The 18,600-nt window shown below is 70.9% G+C and carries 18 protein-coding genes; 10 read left to right on the forward strand and 8 right to left on the reverse strand.

Going from position 1 to position 18,600, the window contains the following annotated elements; translation table 11 throughout:
- Positions 1-27: 27 nt before the first annotated feature.
- Complete coding sequence (locus tag ABZ848_RS16400) at positions 28-906, reverse strand: deoxyribose-phosphate aldolase (RefSeq protein ID WP_360831665.1); 879 nt, start codon at positions 904-906, stop codon at positions 28-30.
- A 15-nt stretch (positions 907-921) separates the two neighbouring features.
- The gene (iolC, locus tag ABZ848_RS16405) at positions 922-1,884 is read right to left on the reverse strand and encodes a 5-dehydro-2-deoxygluconokinase (protein WP_360831668.1); all 963 of its coding nucleotides are present in this window, start codon (positions 1,882-1,884) and stop codon (positions 922-924) included.
- Between the two features lie 240 nt (positions 1,885-2,124).
- On the opposite strand from iolC, the gene ABZ848_RS16410 reads away from it, so the two are divergent.
- From ABZ848_RS16410 to ABZ848_RS16435, 6 genes are all read left to right on the forward strand, one after another.
- Complete coding sequence (locus ABZ848_RS16410; protein WP_360831671.1) at positions 2,125-3,144, forward strand: sugar ABC transporter substrate-binding protein; 1,020 nt, start codon at positions 2,125-2,127, stop codon at positions 3,142-3,144.
- Entirely contained in the window at positions 3,144-4,220 is a 1,077-nt protein-coding gene (locus tag ABZ848_RS16415) for an ABC transporter permease (RefSeq protein WP_360831961.1), read from the forward strand. Before ABZ848_RS16410 ends, ABZ848_RS16415 begins: the two co-directional genes overlap by 1 nt.
- 4 nt (positions 4,221-4,224) lie before the next feature.
- Positions 4,225-5,136 carry an ATP-binding cassette domain-containing protein gene (locus ABZ848_RS16420; RefSeq protein ID WP_360831674.1) on the forward strand — a complete coding sequence of 304 codons (912 nt, stop codon included), beginning with the start codon at positions 4,225-4,227 and terminating at the stop codon, positions 5,134-5,136.
- Between the two features lies 1 nt (position 5,137).
- Positions 5,138-6,040 carry a sugar phosphate isomerase/epimerase gene (locus tag ABZ848_RS16425; RefSeq protein ID WP_360831677.1) on the forward strand — a complete coding sequence of 301 codons (903 nt, stop codon included), beginning with the start codon at positions 5,138-5,140 and terminating at the stop codon, positions 6,038-6,040.
- Between the two features lie 19 nt (positions 6,041-6,059).
- Entirely contained in the window at positions 6,060-7,079 is a 1,020-nt protein-coding gene (locus ABZ848_RS16430; RefSeq protein ID WP_360831680.1) for a Gfo/Idh/MocA family oxidoreductase, read from the forward strand.
- A 92-nt stretch (positions 7,080-7,171) separates the two neighbouring features.
- A complete protein-coding gene (locus ABZ848_RS16435) occupies positions 7,172-9,592 on the forward strand; it encodes a hypothetical protein (protein ID WP_360831683.1) in 2,421 nt (806 codons plus the stop codon).
- A gap of 4 nt (positions 9,593-9,596) precedes the next feature.
- On the opposite strand, the gene ABZ848_RS16440 is transcribed toward ABZ848_RS16435, so the two are convergent.
- The 5 genes from ABZ848_RS16440 to ABZ848_RS16460 form a co-directional block, all read right to left on the reverse strand.
- The gene (locus ABZ848_RS16440; protein ID WP_360831686.1) at positions 9,597-10,658 is read right to left on the reverse strand and encodes a Gfo/Idh/MocA family oxidoreductase; all 1,062 of its coding nucleotides are present in this window, start codon (positions 10,656-10,658) and stop codon (positions 9,597-9,599) included.
- Between the two features lie 23 nt (positions 10,659-10,681).
- Positions 10,682-11,977: an FAD-dependent oxidoreductase gene (locus ABZ848_RS16445; RefSeq protein WP_360831689.1), complete on the reverse strand. Its 1,296-nt coding sequence runs from the start codon at positions 11,975-11,977 to the stop codon at positions 10,682-10,684.
- Positions 11,978-12,135: 158 nt separating this feature from the next.
- Positions 12,136-13,140 carry a Gfo/Idh/MocA family oxidoreductase gene (locus ABZ848_RS16450; protein ID WP_360831692.1) on the reverse strand — a complete coding sequence of 335 codons (1,005 nt, stop codon included), beginning with the start codon at positions 13,138-13,140 and terminating at the stop codon, positions 12,136-12,138.
- A 101-nt stretch (positions 13,141-13,241) separates the two neighbouring features.
- Positions 13,242-14,018, reverse strand: a complete 777-nt coding sequence (locus ABZ848_RS16455) for an SDR family oxidoreductase (protein WP_360831695.1) — start codon at positions 14,016-14,018, stop codon at positions 13,242-13,244.
- Between the two features lie 16 nt (positions 14,019-14,034).
- Positions 14,035-15,198: a phytanoyl-CoA dioxygenase family protein gene (locus ABZ848_RS16460; RefSeq protein ID WP_360831698.1), complete on the reverse strand. Its 1,164-nt coding sequence runs from the start codon at positions 15,196-15,198 to the stop codon at positions 14,035-14,037.
- A gap of 127 nt (positions 15,199-15,325) precedes the next feature.
- Here ABZ848_RS16460 and ABZ848_RS16465 point away from each other — a divergent pair, with 127 nt between their 5' ends.
- The gene (locus ABZ848_RS16465; RefSeq protein ID WP_360831701.1) at positions 15,326-16,357 is read left to right on the forward strand and encodes a LacI family DNA-binding transcriptional regulator; all 1,032 of its coding nucleotides are present in this window, start codon (positions 15,326-15,328) and stop codon (positions 16,355-16,357) included.
- Between the two features lie 11 nt (positions 16,358-16,368).
- Positions 16,369-16,968 carry a poly-gamma-glutamate hydrolase family protein gene (locus tag ABZ848_RS16470; RefSeq protein WP_360831704.1) on the forward strand — a complete coding sequence of 200 codons (600 nt, stop codon included), beginning with the start codon at positions 16,369-16,371 and terminating at the stop codon, positions 16,966-16,968.
- Positions 16,969-16,977: 9 nt separating this feature from the next.
- On the opposite strand, the gene ABZ848_RS16475 is transcribed toward ABZ848_RS16470, so the two are convergent.
- The gene (locus tag ABZ848_RS16475) at positions 16,978-17,322 is read right to left on the reverse strand and encodes a cupin domain-containing protein (RefSeq protein ID WP_360831707.1); all 345 of its coding nucleotides are present in this window, start codon (positions 17,320-17,322) and stop codon (positions 16,978-16,980) included.
- Positions 17,323-17,444: 122 nt separating this feature from the next.
- On the opposite strand from ABZ848_RS16475, the gene ABZ848_RS16480 reads away from it, so the two are divergent.
- Positions 17,445-17,957, forward strand: coding sequence for a hypothetical protein (locus ABZ848_RS16480; RefSeq protein ID WP_360831709.1), 513 nt, complete (start codon positions 17,445-17,447; stop codon positions 17,955-17,957).
- Positions 17,958-17,998: 41 nt separating this feature from the next.
- A complete protein-coding gene (locus ABZ848_RS16485; protein ID WP_360831710.1) occupies positions 17,999-18,592 on the forward strand; it encodes a hypothetical protein in 594 nt (197 codons plus the stop codon).
- Positions 18,593-18,600: the final 8 nt, after the last annotated feature.

Here is an 18,600-nt window from a genome sequence, read left to right on the forward strand (position 1 = left end):
CTCCTCGTCCGTGTCATGACAGGCACGTCACAGCAGCCCGACGGCCGTGTCGACCGCCGTCTCCACACTGCCCTGGGCCGGATACAGCAGCGACCGGCCGACGACCATGCCCAGGACGGTGGGCAGCCGCAGCGCCTTGCGCCAGCGCTCGTACGCCCCGTCCTGATCGTCCCCGACCTCCCCGCCCAGCAGCACGGCCGGCAGCGTGGACGTCTCCATGACCTCGGCCATGTCGTCCGGTTTCTCGGTCACCGGCAGCTTCAGCCAGGTGTAGGCGGAGGTGCCGCCGAGCCCGGAGGCGATGGCGACGGACTTGGTGACGGCCTCGGCGGACAGGTCGTTCGTGACCTTCCCGCCGATCCGACGGGACAGGAACGGCTCGACGAACAGCGGGAGTCGGTGCGCCGCCATGTCGTCGATCGCGCGGGCCGTGGACTCCAGGGTGGTCAGCGAGCCCGGGTCGTCGTGGTCGATACGCAGGAGCAGCTTGCCGGCGTCGAAGCGGAGCCGGGCGATGTCCTCGGCGCGGTGGCCGGTGAAGCGGTCGTCCATCTCGAAGCGCGCGCCCGCCAGGCCCCCGCGGTTCATGGAACCCATCACGACCTTGTTCTCCAGCACCCCGAGCAGGAGCAGGTCCTCCAGGATGTCGGCGGTGGCCAGCACCCCGTCGACGCCGGGCCGCGACAGCGCGATGCAGAGACGTTCCAGCAGGTCGGCCCGGTTGGCCATGGCGAGGCCGCGGCCGCCGACGCCGAGCGCGCCGCGGGCCGGGTGGTCGGCGGCCACGATCATCAGTCGGCCGGAATCGCCCAGGAGGGGCCTGCGGGTGCGTCGGGCGGCCGCCTCGGCCACGGCCTCCGGGTGCCGGGCCCGGACCGAGACGAGGTCGGGGATGCTGAGGGACAAGTCAGAAGCTCCGTTTCAGGGAGTTGCGCGCGCGAGGAGGTCGTCGACCTCGGCCGGGGTGGGCATCGCGGAGGAGCAGGCGAGACGGGAGGCGACGAGGGCGCCGGCCGCATTGGCGTACCGCATGGTTTCGGCCAAATCCCAGCCGGAAAGCAGCCCGTGCACGAGCGAACCGCCGAAGGCGTCGCCCGCGCCCAGCCCGTTGGCCACCTCGACCGGCACCGGCGGGACCTCGGCGCTGCTGCCGTCGCGGTGCACCGCGAGCACGCCCTTGGGGCCCTGCTTGACGACCGCCAACTCCACGCCCGCCTCCAGCAGCGCCTCGGCACAGGCCCGCGGCTCGCGGACGCCGGTGGCGACCTCGCACTCGTCGAGGTTGCCGACGGCGACCGTGACGTGCCGCAGGGCCTCCGCGTAGTACGGGCGGGCCTCCTCCGGATCCCGCCAGAACATCGGCCGCCAGTCGAGGTCGAAGACCGTGATGCCCGCCTTGTCGCGCGCCTTGAGGGCGGCGAGCGTGGCGGAGCGGCTGGGCTCCTCGCTGAGGCCGGTGCCGGTGATCCAGAAGACCCTGGTCGCCCGAATGGCGAAGTAGTCCAGCTCCTCGGTGTGAATCTCCAGGTCAGGAGCCTTAGGCTGCCGGTAGAAGTACAGAGGGAAGTCGTCCGGCGGAAAGATCTCGCAGAAGGTCACCGGTGTCGGGTGGGCGGCCACGGGTGTGACCCAGCGGTCGTCGACGCCGAACTCCTTCAGCGCCTGATGGAGATAGGCGCCGAAGGGGTCGTCCCCGGTGCGGGTGATCACCGCGGTGGACCGGCCGAGCCGGGCCGCCGCGACCGCGACGTTGGCCGCCGAACCGCCGAGGAACTTGCCGAAGGTCTCGACCTGCGACAGAGGAACGCCGGACTGGAGGGGGTAGATGTCCACTCCGATACGGCCCATAGTGATCAAGTCGAGGGACTGTGCCTGCTCGGTCATGTCCCAGGTGTAGGCCTCGAGGACCGGCGCTGTCAATAGTTTGTACTTACATTCGGACCTGCTTGTGAAATGATGTCTTAACAAAGTATTGACAGCGGGCGCGTTAAGGGATGGAATCCCGTCCCAGCGCAACCGCCGCATTTGCGGCAGACGACCCGGACATGCCAAGATCCCGGGCCCTGGATCTTCGTGATCCACTTCTCCCTTTCCCCCGCAAAGCACAGTGAGGTGCCAGGAAAGATGGACCGCTCTTCAAAGCCCCGCTCCCGCAGACTCGCCCCCGTAGTCGCGGTGGCCGCGGTTGCCGCCCTGACCCTCGCAGGCTGCTCCAGCAGTTCCGGGGGCAAGAAGTCCGAGGAAGGCGGAGCCGACGCCTCCGCGGGCAAGGCCACCACGCCCCGGATGACCGTCGCGCTGGTCACGCACCAGTCGCCCGGCGACACCTTCTGGGACATCGTCCGCAAGGGTGCCGAGGCCGCCGCCGCCAAGGACAACATCAAGCTGATCTACTCCGCCGACCCGAACGCGGGCAACCAGGCCACCCTGGTGCAGAACGCGATCGACCAGAAGGTCGACGGCATCGCCGTCACACTCGCAAAGCCGGACGCCATGAAGACGGTCATCGGCAAGGCGAAGTCGGCCAACATCCCCGTCGTGGGCCTCAACTCCGGCGTGAGCGACTGGAAGAAGCTCGGCCTGATGGAGTTCTTCGGTCAGGACGAGACGGTGGCCGGTGAGGCGTTCGGCAAGAAGCTGAACTCCCTCGGCGCCAAGCACGCCGTCTGTGTCGTGCAGGAGCAGGGCAACGTCGGCCTCACCCAGCGCTGCGACGGCCTCAAGAGCACGTTCTCGGGCAAGACCGAGGTGCTCAACGTCAACGGCACCGACATGCCGTCCGTGAAGTCGACGATCACCGCCAAGCTCAAGCAGGACTCCTCGATCGACTACGTCGCCACGCTGGGCGCCCCGTTCGCGCTCACGGCCGTGCAGTCGGTGTCCGACGCGGGCAGCAAGGCGAAGGTCGCGACCTTCGACCTCAACAAGGACCTCACGACCGCCATCAGCAAGGGCACGATCCAGTTCGCGGTGGACCAGCAGCCGTACCTGCAGGGCTACCTCGCGGTGGACTCGCTGTGGCTCTACAAGAACAACGGCAACTACAGCGGCGGCGGTGAGCAGCCCGTGCTGACCGGCCCGGCCTTCGTCGACAAGTCGAACGTCGAGGCGGTGGCGAAGTTCGCCGCGAAGGGCACCCGGTGATCAGCATGACCCAGCATGCCGAGCCGGCGGTGGAGACACCGCCGGCCCCCGGCCCGAAGGAGACCGACGGGCGGACCGCCGAACGGCCCCTGGCCCTGCGGCTGTTGGCCCGCCCCGAGGTGGGCGTCTTCCTCGGTGCCGCCGCCGTCTACGTGTTCTTCCTGATCGCCGCCCCGCCCGTGCGGGACGGCAGCGCGATGGCCACGGTGCTGTACCAGTCGTCGACCATCGGGATCATGGCGCTCCCGGTGGCGCTGCTGATGATCGGCGGCGAGTTCGACCTGTCCTCCGGCGTCGCGGTGATCACCTCGGCGCTGACCGCGAGCATGCTCGCCTACCAGCTGACCGTGAACGTGTGGGTCGGTGTCTTCGTCGCCCTCCTGGTCTCCCTGGCGGTCGGCTTCTTCAACGGCTGGATGGTCGTCAAGACCGGACTGCCGAGCTTCCTGGTCACCCTGGGCACGTTCCTGATCCTCCAGGGCGCCAACCTCGCGGTGACCAAGCTGGTCACCACCAACGTCGCCACCGACGACATCAGCAACATGGACGGCTTCGACCAGGCACGCAAGGTCTTCGCCTCGTCCTTCGACATCGGTGGCGTCCAGGTGAAGATCACCGTCTTCTACTGGCTGGTCTTCGCGGCCATCGCCACGTGGGTGCTGCTGCGCACCAAGTACGGCAACTGGATCTTCGCGGTCGGCGGCAACAAGGAGTCGGCACGCGCGGTCGGTGTGCCCGTGACCTTCACGAAGATCTCCCTGTTCATGCTGGTCGGCCTCGGTGCCTGGTTCGTGGGCATGCACCAGCTGTTCACCTTCAACACCGTGCAGTCCGGCGAAGGGGTGGGCCAGGAGCTCATCTACATCGCCGCGGCCGTCATCGGCGGCTGTCTCCTCACCGGTGGCTACGGTTCCGCGATCGGTCCGGTCTTCGGCGCCTTCATGTTCGGCATGGTCAACCAGGGCATCGTCTTCGCGGGCTGGAACCCCGACTGGTTCAAGGCCTTCCTGGGCGTCATGCTGCTCGGCGCCGTCCTGATCAATCTGTGGGTCCGCCAGTCGGCGACCAGGAGGTGACCCGATGACGAAGAACGAATCCGGAACCCACGGAGCCATCCTCCAGGACGTCGTGCCCGAGGGCGAGGACGGCCCGATCGTCGAACTGCGCAACGCGGGCAAGGCGTACGGCAACATCCGTGCCCTGCACGGGGTGAGCCTGAAGGTGTTCCCCAGCCAGGTCACCTGCGTGCTGGGCGACAACGGCGCCGGCAAGTCGACCCTCATCAAAATCATCTCCGGCCTGCACCAGCACACCGAGGGCGAGTTCCTCGTCGACAGCACCCCGGTGCGCTTCTCCACCCCGCGCGACGCCCTCGACAAGGGCATCGCCACCGTCTACCAGGACCTCGCCGTCGTCCCGCTGATGCCGGTATGGCGCAACTTCTTCCTCGGCTCCGAGATGACCAAGGGCCCCTGGCCCCTGCGCCGCCTCGACATCGAGAAGATGAAGCAGACCGCGGATCAGGAACTGCGCAACATGGGCATCGTCCTGGACAACCTGGAACAGCCCATCGGCACCCTCTCCGGCGGTCAGCGCCAGTGCGTGGCCATCGCCCGCGCCGTCTACTTCGGTGCCCGCGTCCTCATCCTGGACGAGCCCACCGCCGCCCTCGGCGTCAAACAGTCCGGCGTGGTGCTGAAGTACATCGCCGCCGCTCGCGACCGCGGCCTGGGCGTCATCTTCATCACCCACAACCCGCACCACGCCTACATGGTCGGCGACCACTTCAGCGTCCTGCGCCTGGGCACCATGGAGCTGTCCGCCTCCCGCAGCGAGGTCAGCCTGGAAGAGCTGACGAACCACATGGCCGGTGGTGCCGAACTCGCCGCGCTCAAGCACGAGTTGGCCCAGGTCCGCGGCGTCGACACCGAGGAGCTCCCCGAGGAGAAGGACCTCACCGCACCCGTCGCCTCCTCGGAAGGGGCGTCCTGACATGGCGAACGCCCTCGACCGCATCCGGGTCGGCTCGGCCCCCGACTCCTGGGGCGTCTGGTTCCCGGACGACCCCCGGCAGGTGCCCTGGGAACGCTTCCTGGACGAGGTCTCCGAGGCCGGCTACTCGTGGATCGAGCTGGGTCCGTACGGCTATCTGCCCACCGACCCGGCCCGGTTGGCCGACGAGATCGCCAAGCGCGACCTCAAGGTGTCGGCCGGCACGGTCCTCACCGGGATGCACCGCGGCCCGTCCGTCTGGGAGTCCACCTGGGAGCACGTGAGCCAGGTGGCCGCGCTCACCCAGGCGATGGGCGCCGAGCACCTCGTCGTGATCCCGTCCTTCTGGCGGGACGACAAGACGGCCGAGATCCTGGAGCCGGCCGAGCTGACCGGCGAGCAGTGGGCGCACCTCACCAAGGGCATGGAACGGCTCGGGCACGAGGTGAAGGAGACGTACGGCCTCGAACTCGTCGTGCACCCGCACGCGGACACGCACATCGACACCGAGGACCACGTCGAGCGCTTCCTCGACTCGACCGACACCGAGCTCGTCAACCTGTGCCTGGACACCGGCCATTACGCCTACTGCGGCGGCGACAGCGTCAAGCTGATCGAGACGTACGGCGAACGGATCGGCTATCTGCACCTCAAGCAGGTGGACCCGGCGGTCCTGGCCGACGTACAGGCCAAGGGCACGCCGTTCGGGCCCGCCGTGGCGCAGGGCGTCATGTGCGAACCGCCCGCCGGTGTACCGGAGTTGGGGCCGGTCCTGGAGGCGGCGCAGCGGCTCGGCGTGGAGCTGTTCGCGATCGTCGAGCAGGACATGTACCCCTGCGAGCCGGACAAGCCCCTGCCGATCGCGGTACGCACCCGCAAATTCCTGAGGTCCTGCGGCGCCTGACGAAGCGAGGGGGACGACCATGGCTCAGCCGGGAACGCTGCGCGTCGCCGTCGTCGGCACCGGGAAGATGGGTGCCGACCATGTCCGCCGGATCCAGGAAGTCGTCAGCGGGGCCAGAGTGAGCGCCGTCGTGGACGTCGACGCGGAACGCGCCAAGGCCGTCGCCGCCCGCGTCGACGGCTGCACCGCCCACACCGACCCGGCCGCCGCGATGACGGCGGCCGACGTCGACGCCGTACTGATCGCCTCCCCGGGGCCCGCCCACGAGGCGGCCCTGCTGGCGGCGTTCGAGCACGACCTGCCCGTGCTGTGCGAGAAGCCGCTCACCCCGGACGCGGCCTCCGCCCTGCGCGTCATGGAGGCCGAGCAGCGGCTCGGCCGGCGCCGGGTCCAGGTCGGCTTCATGCGGCGCTACGACGCCGAGTACATGAGACTCAAGGCCCTCCTGGAGACAGGGCAGTTGGGCCGGCCGCTCATGCTGCACAACCGGCACCGCAACGTCGCCTCGCCCCCCGGCTGGCACAGCGAGATGCTGATCAACGACTCCGTGGTGCACGAGATGGACGTGACCCGGTGGCTGCTCGGGCAGGAGATCACGGCGGTCACGGTGCTGCGCCCGACGCCGTCCGCGAACGCGCCGGACGGGGTGCAGGACCCGCAGTTCGTCGTCTTCGAGACCGACGGCGGCGCGGTCGTCGACGTCGAGATCTTCGTCAACTGCGGCTTCGGCTACCAGGTCCAGGCCGAGGTGGTCTGCGAACGCGGCACCGCCCGCATCGGCGACGGCCACGCCATGGTCACCAACATGGCCGGCCGCTGGGGCGGCACCATCACCCAGGACTACATCGAGCGCTTCGCCGACGCCTACGACCGCGAGGTGCAGGCCTGGGTCGACGCCACGCGCCGGGGCGAGGTCACCGGGCCGAGCGTGTGGGACGGCTACGCCGTGGCCGCGGTATGCGAGGCGGGGGTGCGGGCGCTGACGGAGGGCGGCCGGGTGGAGGTGGAGCTGGCGGAGCGGCCGGCGCTCTACCACTGACGGCCCAGCTGTACCACTGACGGCCCAACAGCGTTGAAATATCGCCCGATTGCGTGATGGACCGGCATCCTCGGCCGCGTCACGCTGTCGCCGTGACCGAAACCGCTCCGGCCGCGGCGGTATCCGCGGAGACCGTGGAGATCCGCGTGCACGGCGTCAGCGGCACGCCCGTGGAGAGCCTGCTGGAGATCAGCGCCGTCCGCCAGGTCGACGGCGACAACCTGGCGGGGTTCTACCGACTGCCCGAGACCCGGCCCGAGTCGGACGTCCGCTGCGAGGCGTTCCGCTGGGGTGACATGACCTCGGGGTCGGTCTCCAAGGCCGTATGGCTGCTGATGGCTCCGCTCGGCGTGATCAACCTGGCCGGATTCACGCTGCCGGCACCGGCCGGGAAGAAGGCGCAGGAGCGGGCCCTGGGAGTGGCCGAGGCCCTGCTGCGGCTGCTCGCGCTGGGCATGACCCTGCTGCTGGTCACCGCCGTGACGTTCGTGGCGGTGGACCAGGCCGCGTGGCAGTGCGGCGGTGACAAGAACTGCGCCAAGAAGCTGCTGTTCCTGACCGCCCCACAGTACGGCTGGCACTTCCGGCTGGCGTGCGCGGCGCTGGTGCCCGCGGCGATGGTGCTGATCCTCGACCGCATCAGCCGAAAGGTGTATCTGTACCCGCCTGTCCTGCCCGAGGGACACAAGTCGGGCAGCCGGCCGGGCCGCGACCTGGGGGACAGGGACTTCTGGGCGCCGAAGCCGCGCACGGCGCTGCTGCGCCGACTGCACCTGACCGCCTCCCTGGCCGTGGTGACGATGCTCATCACCCACCTGTCCACGCACTACGTGTCCGGTCTCCAGGCCGCGCGGGGCTGGCCCCGGCCCGTGCTGTGGGCCCTGTTCTGGATCGCCTGCGCGATCGCCGTCCTGTGCCTGGTGGCCACCGCGGCCGGCCGGACCCCCGGCCTGGACAAGGTGGACGCGGTGACCGACCCCAACGCCGTGCCGGGCTTCTACCGTGCGGTGTACGGCGTGGCCTGGGCGGCCTTCGCGGCCGCCGCCCTGGTCGGCGGCGGGCACGCCGGTGGCGGCCGGGGACAATTGCCCGTGTGGCTGACCGGCTTCGACTGGGCCTTCCAGGCGTACTACGCCTATGCGGCCCTGCTGCTGGTCCTGCTCGCGGTGGCGAACGCGGTCCTGGCGCGAGGCTCTGCCGGTGGATCCGGTGGATCCGGCGTGCCGAAGCCGTACCGGAGGCTGTGGGCGGGAATGACCTGCACCGTCCTGACCGGCTTCGCCGTGCTGCTGGCGACCGGCTTCACCTCGGGCCTCATCCTCCAGACCGCCCGCCTGTTCGGCCACCGTGACCAGCTCACGAAAACCCAGCAGACCCTGGACCTGCCGGACCTGTTCCATGTGACGACCCTGCTGTGGGGGTTGCTCATCGTGCCCCTCGTCGCCGTCGCCGCCGTGTGCCTCTTCTGGCGCGCGATCCACCCGAGGTGGCCGCAGGGCGTGACCTTCCCGGGTCGGATCGTGCAGGAGTATCCGGAGAATGCGCAGCCGGAGGAGCGCACCGTCACCCTCATCCGCAAGTCATGGCAACGGGCCCGCCTCAAGTACCGGCTGCCGACCTGGCTGTGTGCCATCGGAGTCGCCGGATGGGTCGCCGCCGTCGCCCAGGGAGTGCTCGGCGCCCTGGCGGTGCCGCCCGGCCGGGACCCCGTGCCCCGGTGGCTGCAGGACCACGTCTACACCGGACGCAACCCCCGCATCTTCTTCACCTTCGTCGACGAGGCGCTCGGCACCTGGACCCTGACGGCCCTCGCCGCCGGCCTCGCCTTCCTCGGCATGCGTGCCTTCCGCAACCCCACCTGGCGGCGCACCGTCGGCATCATCTGGGACCTGCTCGCGTTCTGGCCGCGCTGGATCCACCCGATCGTGCCGCCGCCGTACGGAGGCCGCGCGGTGCTGGGGCTGGTCAAGCGGGTGGAGGACAAGGCCGCGGCGGGAGACAAGGTGGTGCTGTCCGGGCACAGCCAGGGCAGCCTGATCTGCGCGGCGGCTGTCCTCGCCACACCGGACAAGGCCCGTCAGCGGCTCGCCCTGCTCACCTACGGCTCCCAACTCATGTGGGCGTACTCCAGGTTGTTCCCGGCCCACGTCGGCTACGACACCCTCAAGGACCTGTACGCGGTCAAGCTCAAGGACCGCTGGTACAACCTGCACCGCTGGACCGACCCCATCGGCGGGCCGGTCCTCGCGTATCCCGGCTCGGCGAAGGTCGATCCGGTGCTGCCGGTCACCGACTGGAACACGATCGACGTCCAACCGGTCGAGGCCGACACCAATCCGCCCCCGGAGACGGGGCCTTGGTGGCGAAAGCTGGGCCCCGAATACCAACTCCGGGACCCACGAACTGTCGTGCCCTCCGACAACGCCCCCGCCACCCCGATGCTCGGCCACAGCGCCTACTACGCGGACCCGGCCTTCGACGCCGTCGTCCGCCAACTCGCCGCGAAGATCTAGCCGTTCAACTCCCGATCGTCGTCCGGGGCCGCGGCTCGAAGCCCGCGGCCCGGTAGCACTCGTCGATCAGTGTCATCGTCGCCAGCGCGTCGTCCGCGTCCAGGGAAAGCGGCGCGCCCTCGCGCACCCGCGCCGCGAACGCCTCCAACTGGTACGTGTACGACGACCGGGTGCCGAGGCGTTCCGTCCGCTCGCCCTCCGCCGTACGGACCACGAGCCGGTCGTCGAGGTGGGGGAGGACGAAGTTCGGGGCGAGGGCCTCGCCCTTCGTGCCGACGATCCGGCAGCTCATCTCCAGCCCGTCGTACGCCATGTGGCAGCGGGCCGAGCCGGTCACGCCGTTGGGGAAGGCGAGTTCGGCGTCCAGCCACTCGTCCACGCCCGGCGCGCCCGCCCTCCCCCAGACTCCGTCCGGGGGGACCCCCATCTCGCTGCGCTCCCCGCCCCGCGCGGACACGAGGCTCGGGGCGCCGCCCGCCCACGGGGCCAGCATGCGCTGGGCGTGCAGGCTGTAGCAGCCGAGGTCCATCATGGCGCCGCCGGCGAGGGGCAGGGACCAGCGCGGGTCGGTGGCGTCCGGGGCGCCGATCGCGACCATCGTCTCCACCCGCTGGAGATCACCGAGTTCGCCGCTGTCGAGGATCTCGTGCAGGCGGCGGGTGACCGGGTGGAAGAGGTAGTGGAAGCCCTCCATGAAGGCGGCGCCGGACTTCGCCACCGCTTCCCGTACCTCGGCCGCCTCCTCGGCGTTGCTCGCCGACGGCTTCTCCGACAGGACGTGCTTGCCGGCCGCGAGGGCGGCGAGGTTCCACGGGCCGTGCAGGCCGTTCGCCAGGGGGTTGTAGACGACCTCGACCTCGGGGTCGGCGAGCAGTTCGGCGTACGAGCCGGCGACCCGCTCCACGCCGTGCTCGGCGGCGAAGGCCTCCGCGCGGGACCGGTCGCGGGCGGCCACCGCGACGACGCGATGCCCGGTGGTCCGCGCCGGGTCGATCAGGGCACGCTCGGTGATCCGCGCGGCGCCCAGTACTCCGATGCGCAGTGGTTCCCGGCTCGTCTCGCTCATGGCGTCGGTCCCTCCGTGATCCGTTACGGCAGTGTCAGTGTGCCGCCCGCCGGCGGGAAGTGTCGGCGGACGAGGTCCTGGGCGTGTGCGACGGTGCACTCGATCAGCTCGAACGCGGGCAGCCCGCCCACGTAGTACGTGCGGTCACGGCCTTGCAGCGCCTCCAGCCGGTCCAGGGCGCCGTCCGCGAGGTCGCTGCTGCCGAAGTGCGGCATGAAGGCCCAGGCGCGCTCCAAATACACCTCCTCCAGCCGCCCGCCGAGCCCCGCGACGTCCTCCCGCAGCAGCGCGCCGACCTCCTCGGGGCGGCCGTAGGAGTAGAAGGTCCGCACGTCGCTGCCCGGGTAGCGGTGGTGGTACGAGACGCAGTGGCCCTTCGACGCGCGGCTCGTGGTGTGGGCGTCGAGGAAGTAGAAGGCGTCCTCGGGCAGGCCGGACGCGGTGGCGAGGGTGGTGTGGTAGGCGTTGGCGCGGACCCGGGCGGCGAGGTCGCGCTCCTCCGCGCCGGCGTCCAGGACCGGCAGGACGCGGTCGAGGGCGACGGCGAGTACGACCTCGTCCGCCTCCACCGGCCCGGTGTCCGTGTGCACCCGTACCCCTTCCGCGCGGCGCTCGACCGACTCCACCCGCACTCCGCAGCGCACGTCCTTCAGCTCCTCGGCGACCCGGCGCCACAGGGCGCCGAAACCGCCCACCACGGTGAACGCGCCCGCATGGCCCAGGAGTTGGGGCGGACCGGCCAACAGGCCTGTCATCTCGGCGTACTTGACGAAATACAGCGCCGGTGCGTCGTCGTCGAGGTAGCCGTATCCGGCCGCCGTGTATCCGGTGCCGAGGGAGTCGGCCATGGACTGGAGGCCGTGCTCGGCGAGCCACTCCGTGACGGGAGCCGCCAGAGCCCGTGCGGAGTGGGCGAGGCCCGGTTCGGCGATGTGCGGGAACTCCCTTGCGCGCAGGGCCCGGTAGCGCCGGAAGGACTCCTCGCGCAGGAACGACATCGCCTGCCGGGTCGCCGCGCGGCCCTCGACGTCGAGGACGCGGTAGCGGCTGGTGCGCTCCGTCTTCACGTCCAGTTCCGTCACCAGCTCCGCGATCCGTTCGTACCGGGTGGTGCAGATGTGCCCGCCGAGGTCGTAGGCCCGCCCGTCGACGGCCACGCTCGCGCACTTGCCGGCCACCGTGTCCCGCTCCTCCAGGACGGTCACCCGGTGTCCGGCCCGCTCCAGCTCCCGGGCGGCGGCGAGACCGCTGGGGCCGGCGCCGATGACGACGACCGTGCGGGGGAGTAACTCTCTTGATGTGAAGGGCTGTTCGGTCATGCGCGTCGCTCCTCGGTCGGTCCGTTCGGCGGGATCTCATGCTCGTACCCGGAGATCCCGTCGGCGTGGCCGACCAGGGTGACGTGATGGTTCGCACACTCGTGTTCCGGGCACCGGAGGCCGGTCCGTGCCCGGAACACGAGGACTGGGGGCGCCCGTCAGGCGGTGCGGACCTCGGCGATGGTCACCGGCCGGTGCTCGTGCAGCGACAGCGTGCACGCGTCGGCGATCCAGCCGGCCTCCAGCGCGTCCTCGACCGTGCACGGCGAGGGGCGCTTGCCGGCCACGACCTCGGTGAACGCGGTGAGTTCGGCGCGGTAGGCGGCGGTGAACCGGTCCATGAAGAAGTCGTGCGGGGTGCCGGCCGGGAAGGTCACGCCGGGCTCGACCGAGCGCAGCGGGAGCTTGTCCTCCAGGCCGACGGCGATGGAGTCCGTAAAGCCGTGGATCTCCATACGGACGTCGTAACCCCGGGCGTTGTGGCGGGAGTTGGAGACCACCGCGATGGTGCCGTCGTCGAGGGTGAGGATCGCGCCGGTGGTGTCGGCGTCGCCCGCGTCCTTGATGTACTCGGCGCCGCGGTTGCCGCCGACGGCGTACACCTCCACGACCTCGCGGCCGGTCACCCAGCGGATGATGTCGAAGTCGTGGACGGAGCAGTCGCGGAAGATGCCGCCGGAGGCGGCGATGTACGCGGCCGGCGGGGGAGCCGGGTCCAGGGTGGTCGAGCGCACGGTGTGCAGCTTGCCCAGCTCACCGCTCTGCACGGCGGCACGGGCGTTGACGAAACCGGTGTCGAAGCGGCGGTTGTAGCCGATCTGGATCGGCACGTCGCTGCCCTCGACCGCCTTGAGCACCTGCACGCCCTCGGCCATCGTCTTCGCGACGGGCTTCTCGCAGAAGACGGGGATGCCGGCCTCGACCCCGGCCAGGATGAGGCCGGGGTGGGCGTCCGTCGCGGCGGCGATCACGATGCCGTCGACACCGGCCGCCAGCAGGGCCTGGGGCGAGTCCACGACCTCGCCGCCGAACCGCTCCGCGGCCGACTTGGCGGCGTCCGCGAACGGGTCGGTGAGCACCAGCGACTCGACCGCGTCGAGTCCGGAGAGGGTCTCGGCGTGGAAGGCGCCGATGCGGCCTAGGCCGAGGATGCCGATACGCATGTGGGTACTGCTCCTTCTGAGTGGTTGCTGCGCGTTGCCGGGGCTCCGCCCCGGACCCCGATCGCCCTTCGGGCTCGTCCTCAAACGCCGGACGGGCTGAATCAGTCGAGGCCGCCCAAGACGTTCTGGTCCCAGTCGATCACCGAACCCGTCACCACGCCCGACCGCTCCGACAGCAGGAGGACCACGAAGTCGGCGATCTCGTCCGGCTGGCCCAGCTTGCCCATCGGCAGCTTGGCGGCGGCCTCCTCGCGCCAGTCGTCGGTGGCGTCGTGGAAGGTCTTCTGGGTGGAGTCCTCGCCCTCGGTGTCGGTCCAGCCGATGTTGAGGCCGTTGATCCGCACCCGGTCCCAGCGGTGGGCGTGTGCGGCGTTGCGGGTCAGCCCGATCAGGCCGGCCTTCGCGGCGACGTACGGGGCGAGGAAGGGCTGCCCGCCGTGCGCCGAGGAGGTGATGATGTTGACGATCGTGCCGGGCGACCTGCGCGAGACCATGTCCGCGACCGCGGCCTGCATGGCGAAGAACGGCGCCTTCAGGTTGATCGCGATGTGCTGGTCGAACAGCTCGGGCGTGGTGTCGAGCAGCGTGCCGCGCGAGGTGAGCCCGGCGGAGTTGACCAGGCAGTCGATCCGCCCGTACGCGGCGACCACGTCGCCCACGGCGGTGCGTGCCTGCTCGGCGTCGGAGAGGTCGGCGCGGATGAACATCGCCTTGCCGCCGGAGGCCGTCAGCTCGGCCACCAGCTCCTCGCCCGGCGCCGGACGCCGGCCGGTCACGGCCACGACCGCGCCCTCGCGGACCGCGGCCCGTGCGATGGCGGCGCCGACGCCCTGACTGCCGCCGTTGACGAGGGCGACCTTGTCGTCGAGAAGTCCCATGACGTGGAGGGTCCTTTCAGCTTTCCCGGCGTTCGGCGCCGGCCCGCAGCTCGGCCCGGAGGGCCTCGGGAGTCCAGGCCTCGCGGAGCGCGCGCCGGACCGTGTCCGCCTGGGAGGGCGGGGCGAGTCCGTCGACCGGCGGGTCGCTGTCGAGGTTGGTGGGGAAGGGGTAGCCCTCGGCGCTCGCGGCGATCACATGCTCCAGCCAGTCCTCGCCGACGCCCTCGGACCTGCGCTTGAGGAGGGCCGGGAAGACGGCGTTCGCGACCGCCTCGCGGTCCACCGTCTCCATGGCCCGCCCGAAGGCCGAGGACACCTGGAGCAGGTTGGCCATGCGCCGGACGTCCGCGGAGCGGTTGGTGCCGGCCGCGTGGAACAGCGCCGGGTTGAAGAAGGCCGCGTCGCCCTTGGCGAGCGGGAGTTGGACGTGGTGGGTCTCGAAGTAGGCCTGGAATTCGGGCAGTCGCCAGGCGAGGTAGCCGGGCTCGTACTTCTGGGAGTGCGGGAGGTACATCGTCGGCCCGGTCTCGACCGGCATGTCGCAGTGGGCGACGGCGCCCTGGAGGGTGAGCACGGGGGAGAGCAGATGGACGTGGGCCGGGTAGGCGGCGGCGACCTCGTTGGTGAGGAAGCCGAGGTGGTAGTCCCGGTGCACGGTCTGCGCCTGTCCGCCCGGGTTGACCACGTTGACCTGCGAGGTGACCTGGTAGCCGGGGCCGAGCCAGGCCGCCGAGACCAGCGCCAGGATGTCGTTGGCGTAGTAGTCGGCGAACGCCTCGGGGTCGTACAGGGCCGCCTTCTCCAGCGCGTTCCACACCCTGTCGTTGGCGCCCGGCCGGGCGAAGTGGTCCCCGGCGCTCGCGCCCGAGGCGTGCTGCTCGGCGATCAGGGCGTCGAAGACGGCGCTGAGCCGGTCGACGACCGCGTGGTCGGTGAAGGCGCCCCGGAAGACCACGATGCCGGGGCCGTCGGCGAGGGCCCGCACCAGCTCGGCCCGCACCGCCCGCCGCTCGGCCTTCCGCAGCCGCTCGCTGTCGTAGACCAGGACATTGCTCTCGACCGCGGAGGCGTACGGGAAGTCGGCGAGGTCGGTGGTCCGCTCGACGAGTTCACGGAAGTCGGCGAGGTCGCAGTCCCGCTCGGACAGCCACGCACGGGGTCGCACGGAGGTGAAGGACATCGTCGTCCCTTCTGGGGGTGGGCCGGCGGCACCGGTGACAGGTGGGGGCCGCGCTGTCATTCTTGTCAGTACAAACCCGTCGAACAACCAGCAGGCGGCCATCAAAAACCCCTCAAGGAGCCGGCCCATGGGGCACCCCTTCCCGATCCGGGAGATCGCACGTCAGGCGGGTCTGAGCGAGGCCACCGTCGACCGTGTGCTCAACGGCAGGGGCGGGGTCCGCGAGAGCACGGCGCGGGAGGTCCAGCAGGCCATCGCGGACCTAGACCGGCAGCGCACCCAGGTCCGGCTGGTGGGCCGTACGTTCATGATCGACATCGTGATGCAGACGCCCGACCGGTTCTCCACCGCCGTACGGGCGGCCCTGGAGGCGGAGCTGCCGGCGCTGCACCCGGCCGTCGTGCGCTCGCGCTTCCACTTCCGGGAGACCGGCCCGGTGCCTGAGCTGACCCGGACGCTGGACCGGATCGCCCGGCGCGGCTCCCAGGGCGTGATCCTCAAGGCCCCGGACGTCCCCGAGGTCACGGCCGCCGTCAGCCGCCTCGCCGACGCGGGCATCCCGGTCGTCACCCTCGTCACCGACCTGCCCGCGACCCCGCGCCTCGGCTATGTCGGCATCGACAACCGAGCCGCCGGCGCGACCGCCGCGTACCTCATGGGCCAGTGGCTCGGCGACCGCCCCGGCAACGTGCTGACCAGCCTCAGCAGCGGCTTCTTCCGCAACGAGGAGGAGCGCGAGATGGGCTTCCGCAGCGCCATGCGCACCCTCCACCCGGAGCGCACGCTGGTCGAGATAGCCGAGGGCCAGGGCCTGGACGCCACCCAGTACGAGCTCGTACGGGCCGCTCTGGAGCGCGACCCCGCCATCCGGGCCGTCTACTCGATCGGCGGCGGCAACATCGCCACCCTGCGCGCCTTCGAGGAAGTGGGCCGCGAGTGCGCGGTGTTCGTCGCGCACGACCTCGACCACGACAACACCCGCCTGCTGCGCGAGCACCGCCTCTCCGCCGTCCTCCACCACGACCTGCGCCAGGACATGCGCGAGGCCTGCCACATCGTCATGCGCGCACACGGCGCCCTGCCGCCCGCCGGACCCACCCTGCCGTCGGCGATCCAGGTGGTCACGCCGTACAACATGCCACCGCAGGCGACGAGTTGAGGGGACGGGGAGTGACGACGAGGACCGAAGAGGTGGAGATCGAAGGGGTGCGCCTGTTCGCCACCCTGACCACGGGCGGCGAGGTCGGACTGCTGGCCCTGCACGGCAGCAACGAGGGCGGTACGGCCGAACTCGCGCGCTCCGTGGCCGAGCGCTGCGGCGCCACCAGCCTGGTCTTCACCCAGCCGGGCAAGCCGGCGCCGGTGCACATCCCGTCCCCGCGCATGGCCGTGGCCCACTGTGAACTGCTGCGGGACTTCCTGTCCCACGTGGCGGTCACGGTCTCCCTGCACGGCCACAGGCGCAGGGCGACCCCCCGGGCCATCTTCCTCGGCGGCGCCAACCGGCCCGCCGCGCACCGGCTGGCCTCCGGCCTGACCGCCCTGCACCCCGAGTTCCACACGGTCACGGACCTGGAGGAGATCCCCGTCAACCTGCGCGGCCTGCACTCCAGGAACCCGGTGAACCTGACCAGGGGAGGCGGCGTCCAGGTGGAACTCCCGCTCACCGCCCGCACCCGGCGCCCCGGCTGGCGGCCCGGCGTCCCCGACGAGCCGCCGCAGTCCGTGGTCGACGCGCTCGCCAAGGGCGTCGGGCTCCTCACAGACTGACCGGGCTCCTCAGAGGTTGATGGCGTACGCCTTCCGCAGCGTCTCGTGCACCGTCCACGTCGTACGGTCGCCCTCGCGCAGTACGGCCATGTCCCCGGGCCCGACCGTCAGCGTCGGCCCGCCCTCGACCTCGATCGTCGCCGACCCGCTGATCACAACGAACAGTTCGTCCGCCTCGGTGTCGGTGACGACGCCGGGCGTGATCTGCCAGACGCCCCGGATCTGCTTCCCGTCCGCCGACTCCCAGACGACCTTCCCGGTCACCTCCGGCGTCCCGGAGACGATCTGCTCGGGGGCGAGGGGCTCGGGTTCGAGCTCGGCGTCGGGGATGTGCACTACGAAGCTGTCGGTCATGGGCCGACCCTAACGAGCCCGACAGGTGATCGGCCGTCGACACTGTGTGCGGTATCGGCGCAGGTGGGAGGACACTTCGTCGCGACTGGCGGCCCGGCCGGTGCCGGGCGATCGTGGAAGGCATGGCGCAGACCACGACGGCCGCCCGCGAGCCACGGCAGCACGACACGCGTGAGGCCGTGCTCTTCGGCGGGGTCTACGGCTCCGTACTCGCCTGCTCCATGGTCGCCGCGCTCACCCAGTACGGCCACACCTCCAGAGCCAGCCGCCGCTACGACGCCCTGTGGCTGCTGGTGACCGCGCTGGCCTCCGCCCTCGCCCACGGCTACGCCCACTACATCGCCGAGCGCGAACCGCACCGCCGCTGGGACGCCCTGCACACCCTCGTCGACGAGTGGCCCCTGGTCACGGCGGTGCTGCCGACCGTGCTGCTGCTCGCGGGGGCGGGGTGGGGCTGGTGGCCGCCGAAAGGGGTGGAGTACGCGGCGTTCGTGTTGAACATCGTCCTGCTGTTCGCACTCGGCCTGGTGACCGCCCGCCGGTCGCGGCGACCCTGGCCGGTCGCCCTGCTCATCGGCGCGGTGGACGCCCTGCTCGGTGTGGTCGTCGTCGTGGCGAACGCGGTCATCAAGTGATCGGTCCCGAGACGCGCCGACTTGCCGTAGGGTCATGCGCCGTGGGGACGGACATCGACGGTGTCATCGAGTGCCGATCGGCCGACGGACACTGGCAGTTGGAGGCCGATCTGCTGGACTTCCGGCCGCCGCGGGACTACGACGCCTGGGAGTGCCTCTTCGGCGTGCGCGGTACGGGCGACGTACAGCGCCCGCTGTTCGCCGCCCGCGGGCTGCCGCCGCACATCTCGGAGGCGACGCGGGAGGCGGCTGTCGGCGACTGGCAGCACAGCCATACGTACGCGACCTGGCCCGAGGTCGCCGCGGTCGACTGGGACGAGCCGCTCGCCTCGGGCCCCGCCTGGAACCGCGCGCTGCGCCGAGACCGGGAAGGCGAGGATCTCGTTCGGGTGACACCGGGCCTGCGCGAGGCCGCCGCCGCCACGTTCGGCGGGGAACTCCTGCTCGCCCCGCCCGAGTGGCCGCCCGGCGGCGAGGTCCACCTGGACGGGGCCGTGTACCGGCCCGTCGTGCCCACGGCGCGGATCCTCGCGCCGCCGGACGAGGGATGCTGGGCACAGGTGTGGCGAACCATGCGGGAGCTGGCGGCCGGGTACGGCGACGAGCACGTACGGCTCCTCGTCTGGTTCGGTTGACCCGCTTA

Origin of the sequence: Streptomyces sp. NPDC047081, assembly GCF_040643775.1 — a bacterium.
GTDB lineage: Bacteria > Actinomycetota > Actinomycetes > Streptomycetales > Streptomycetaceae > Streptomyces.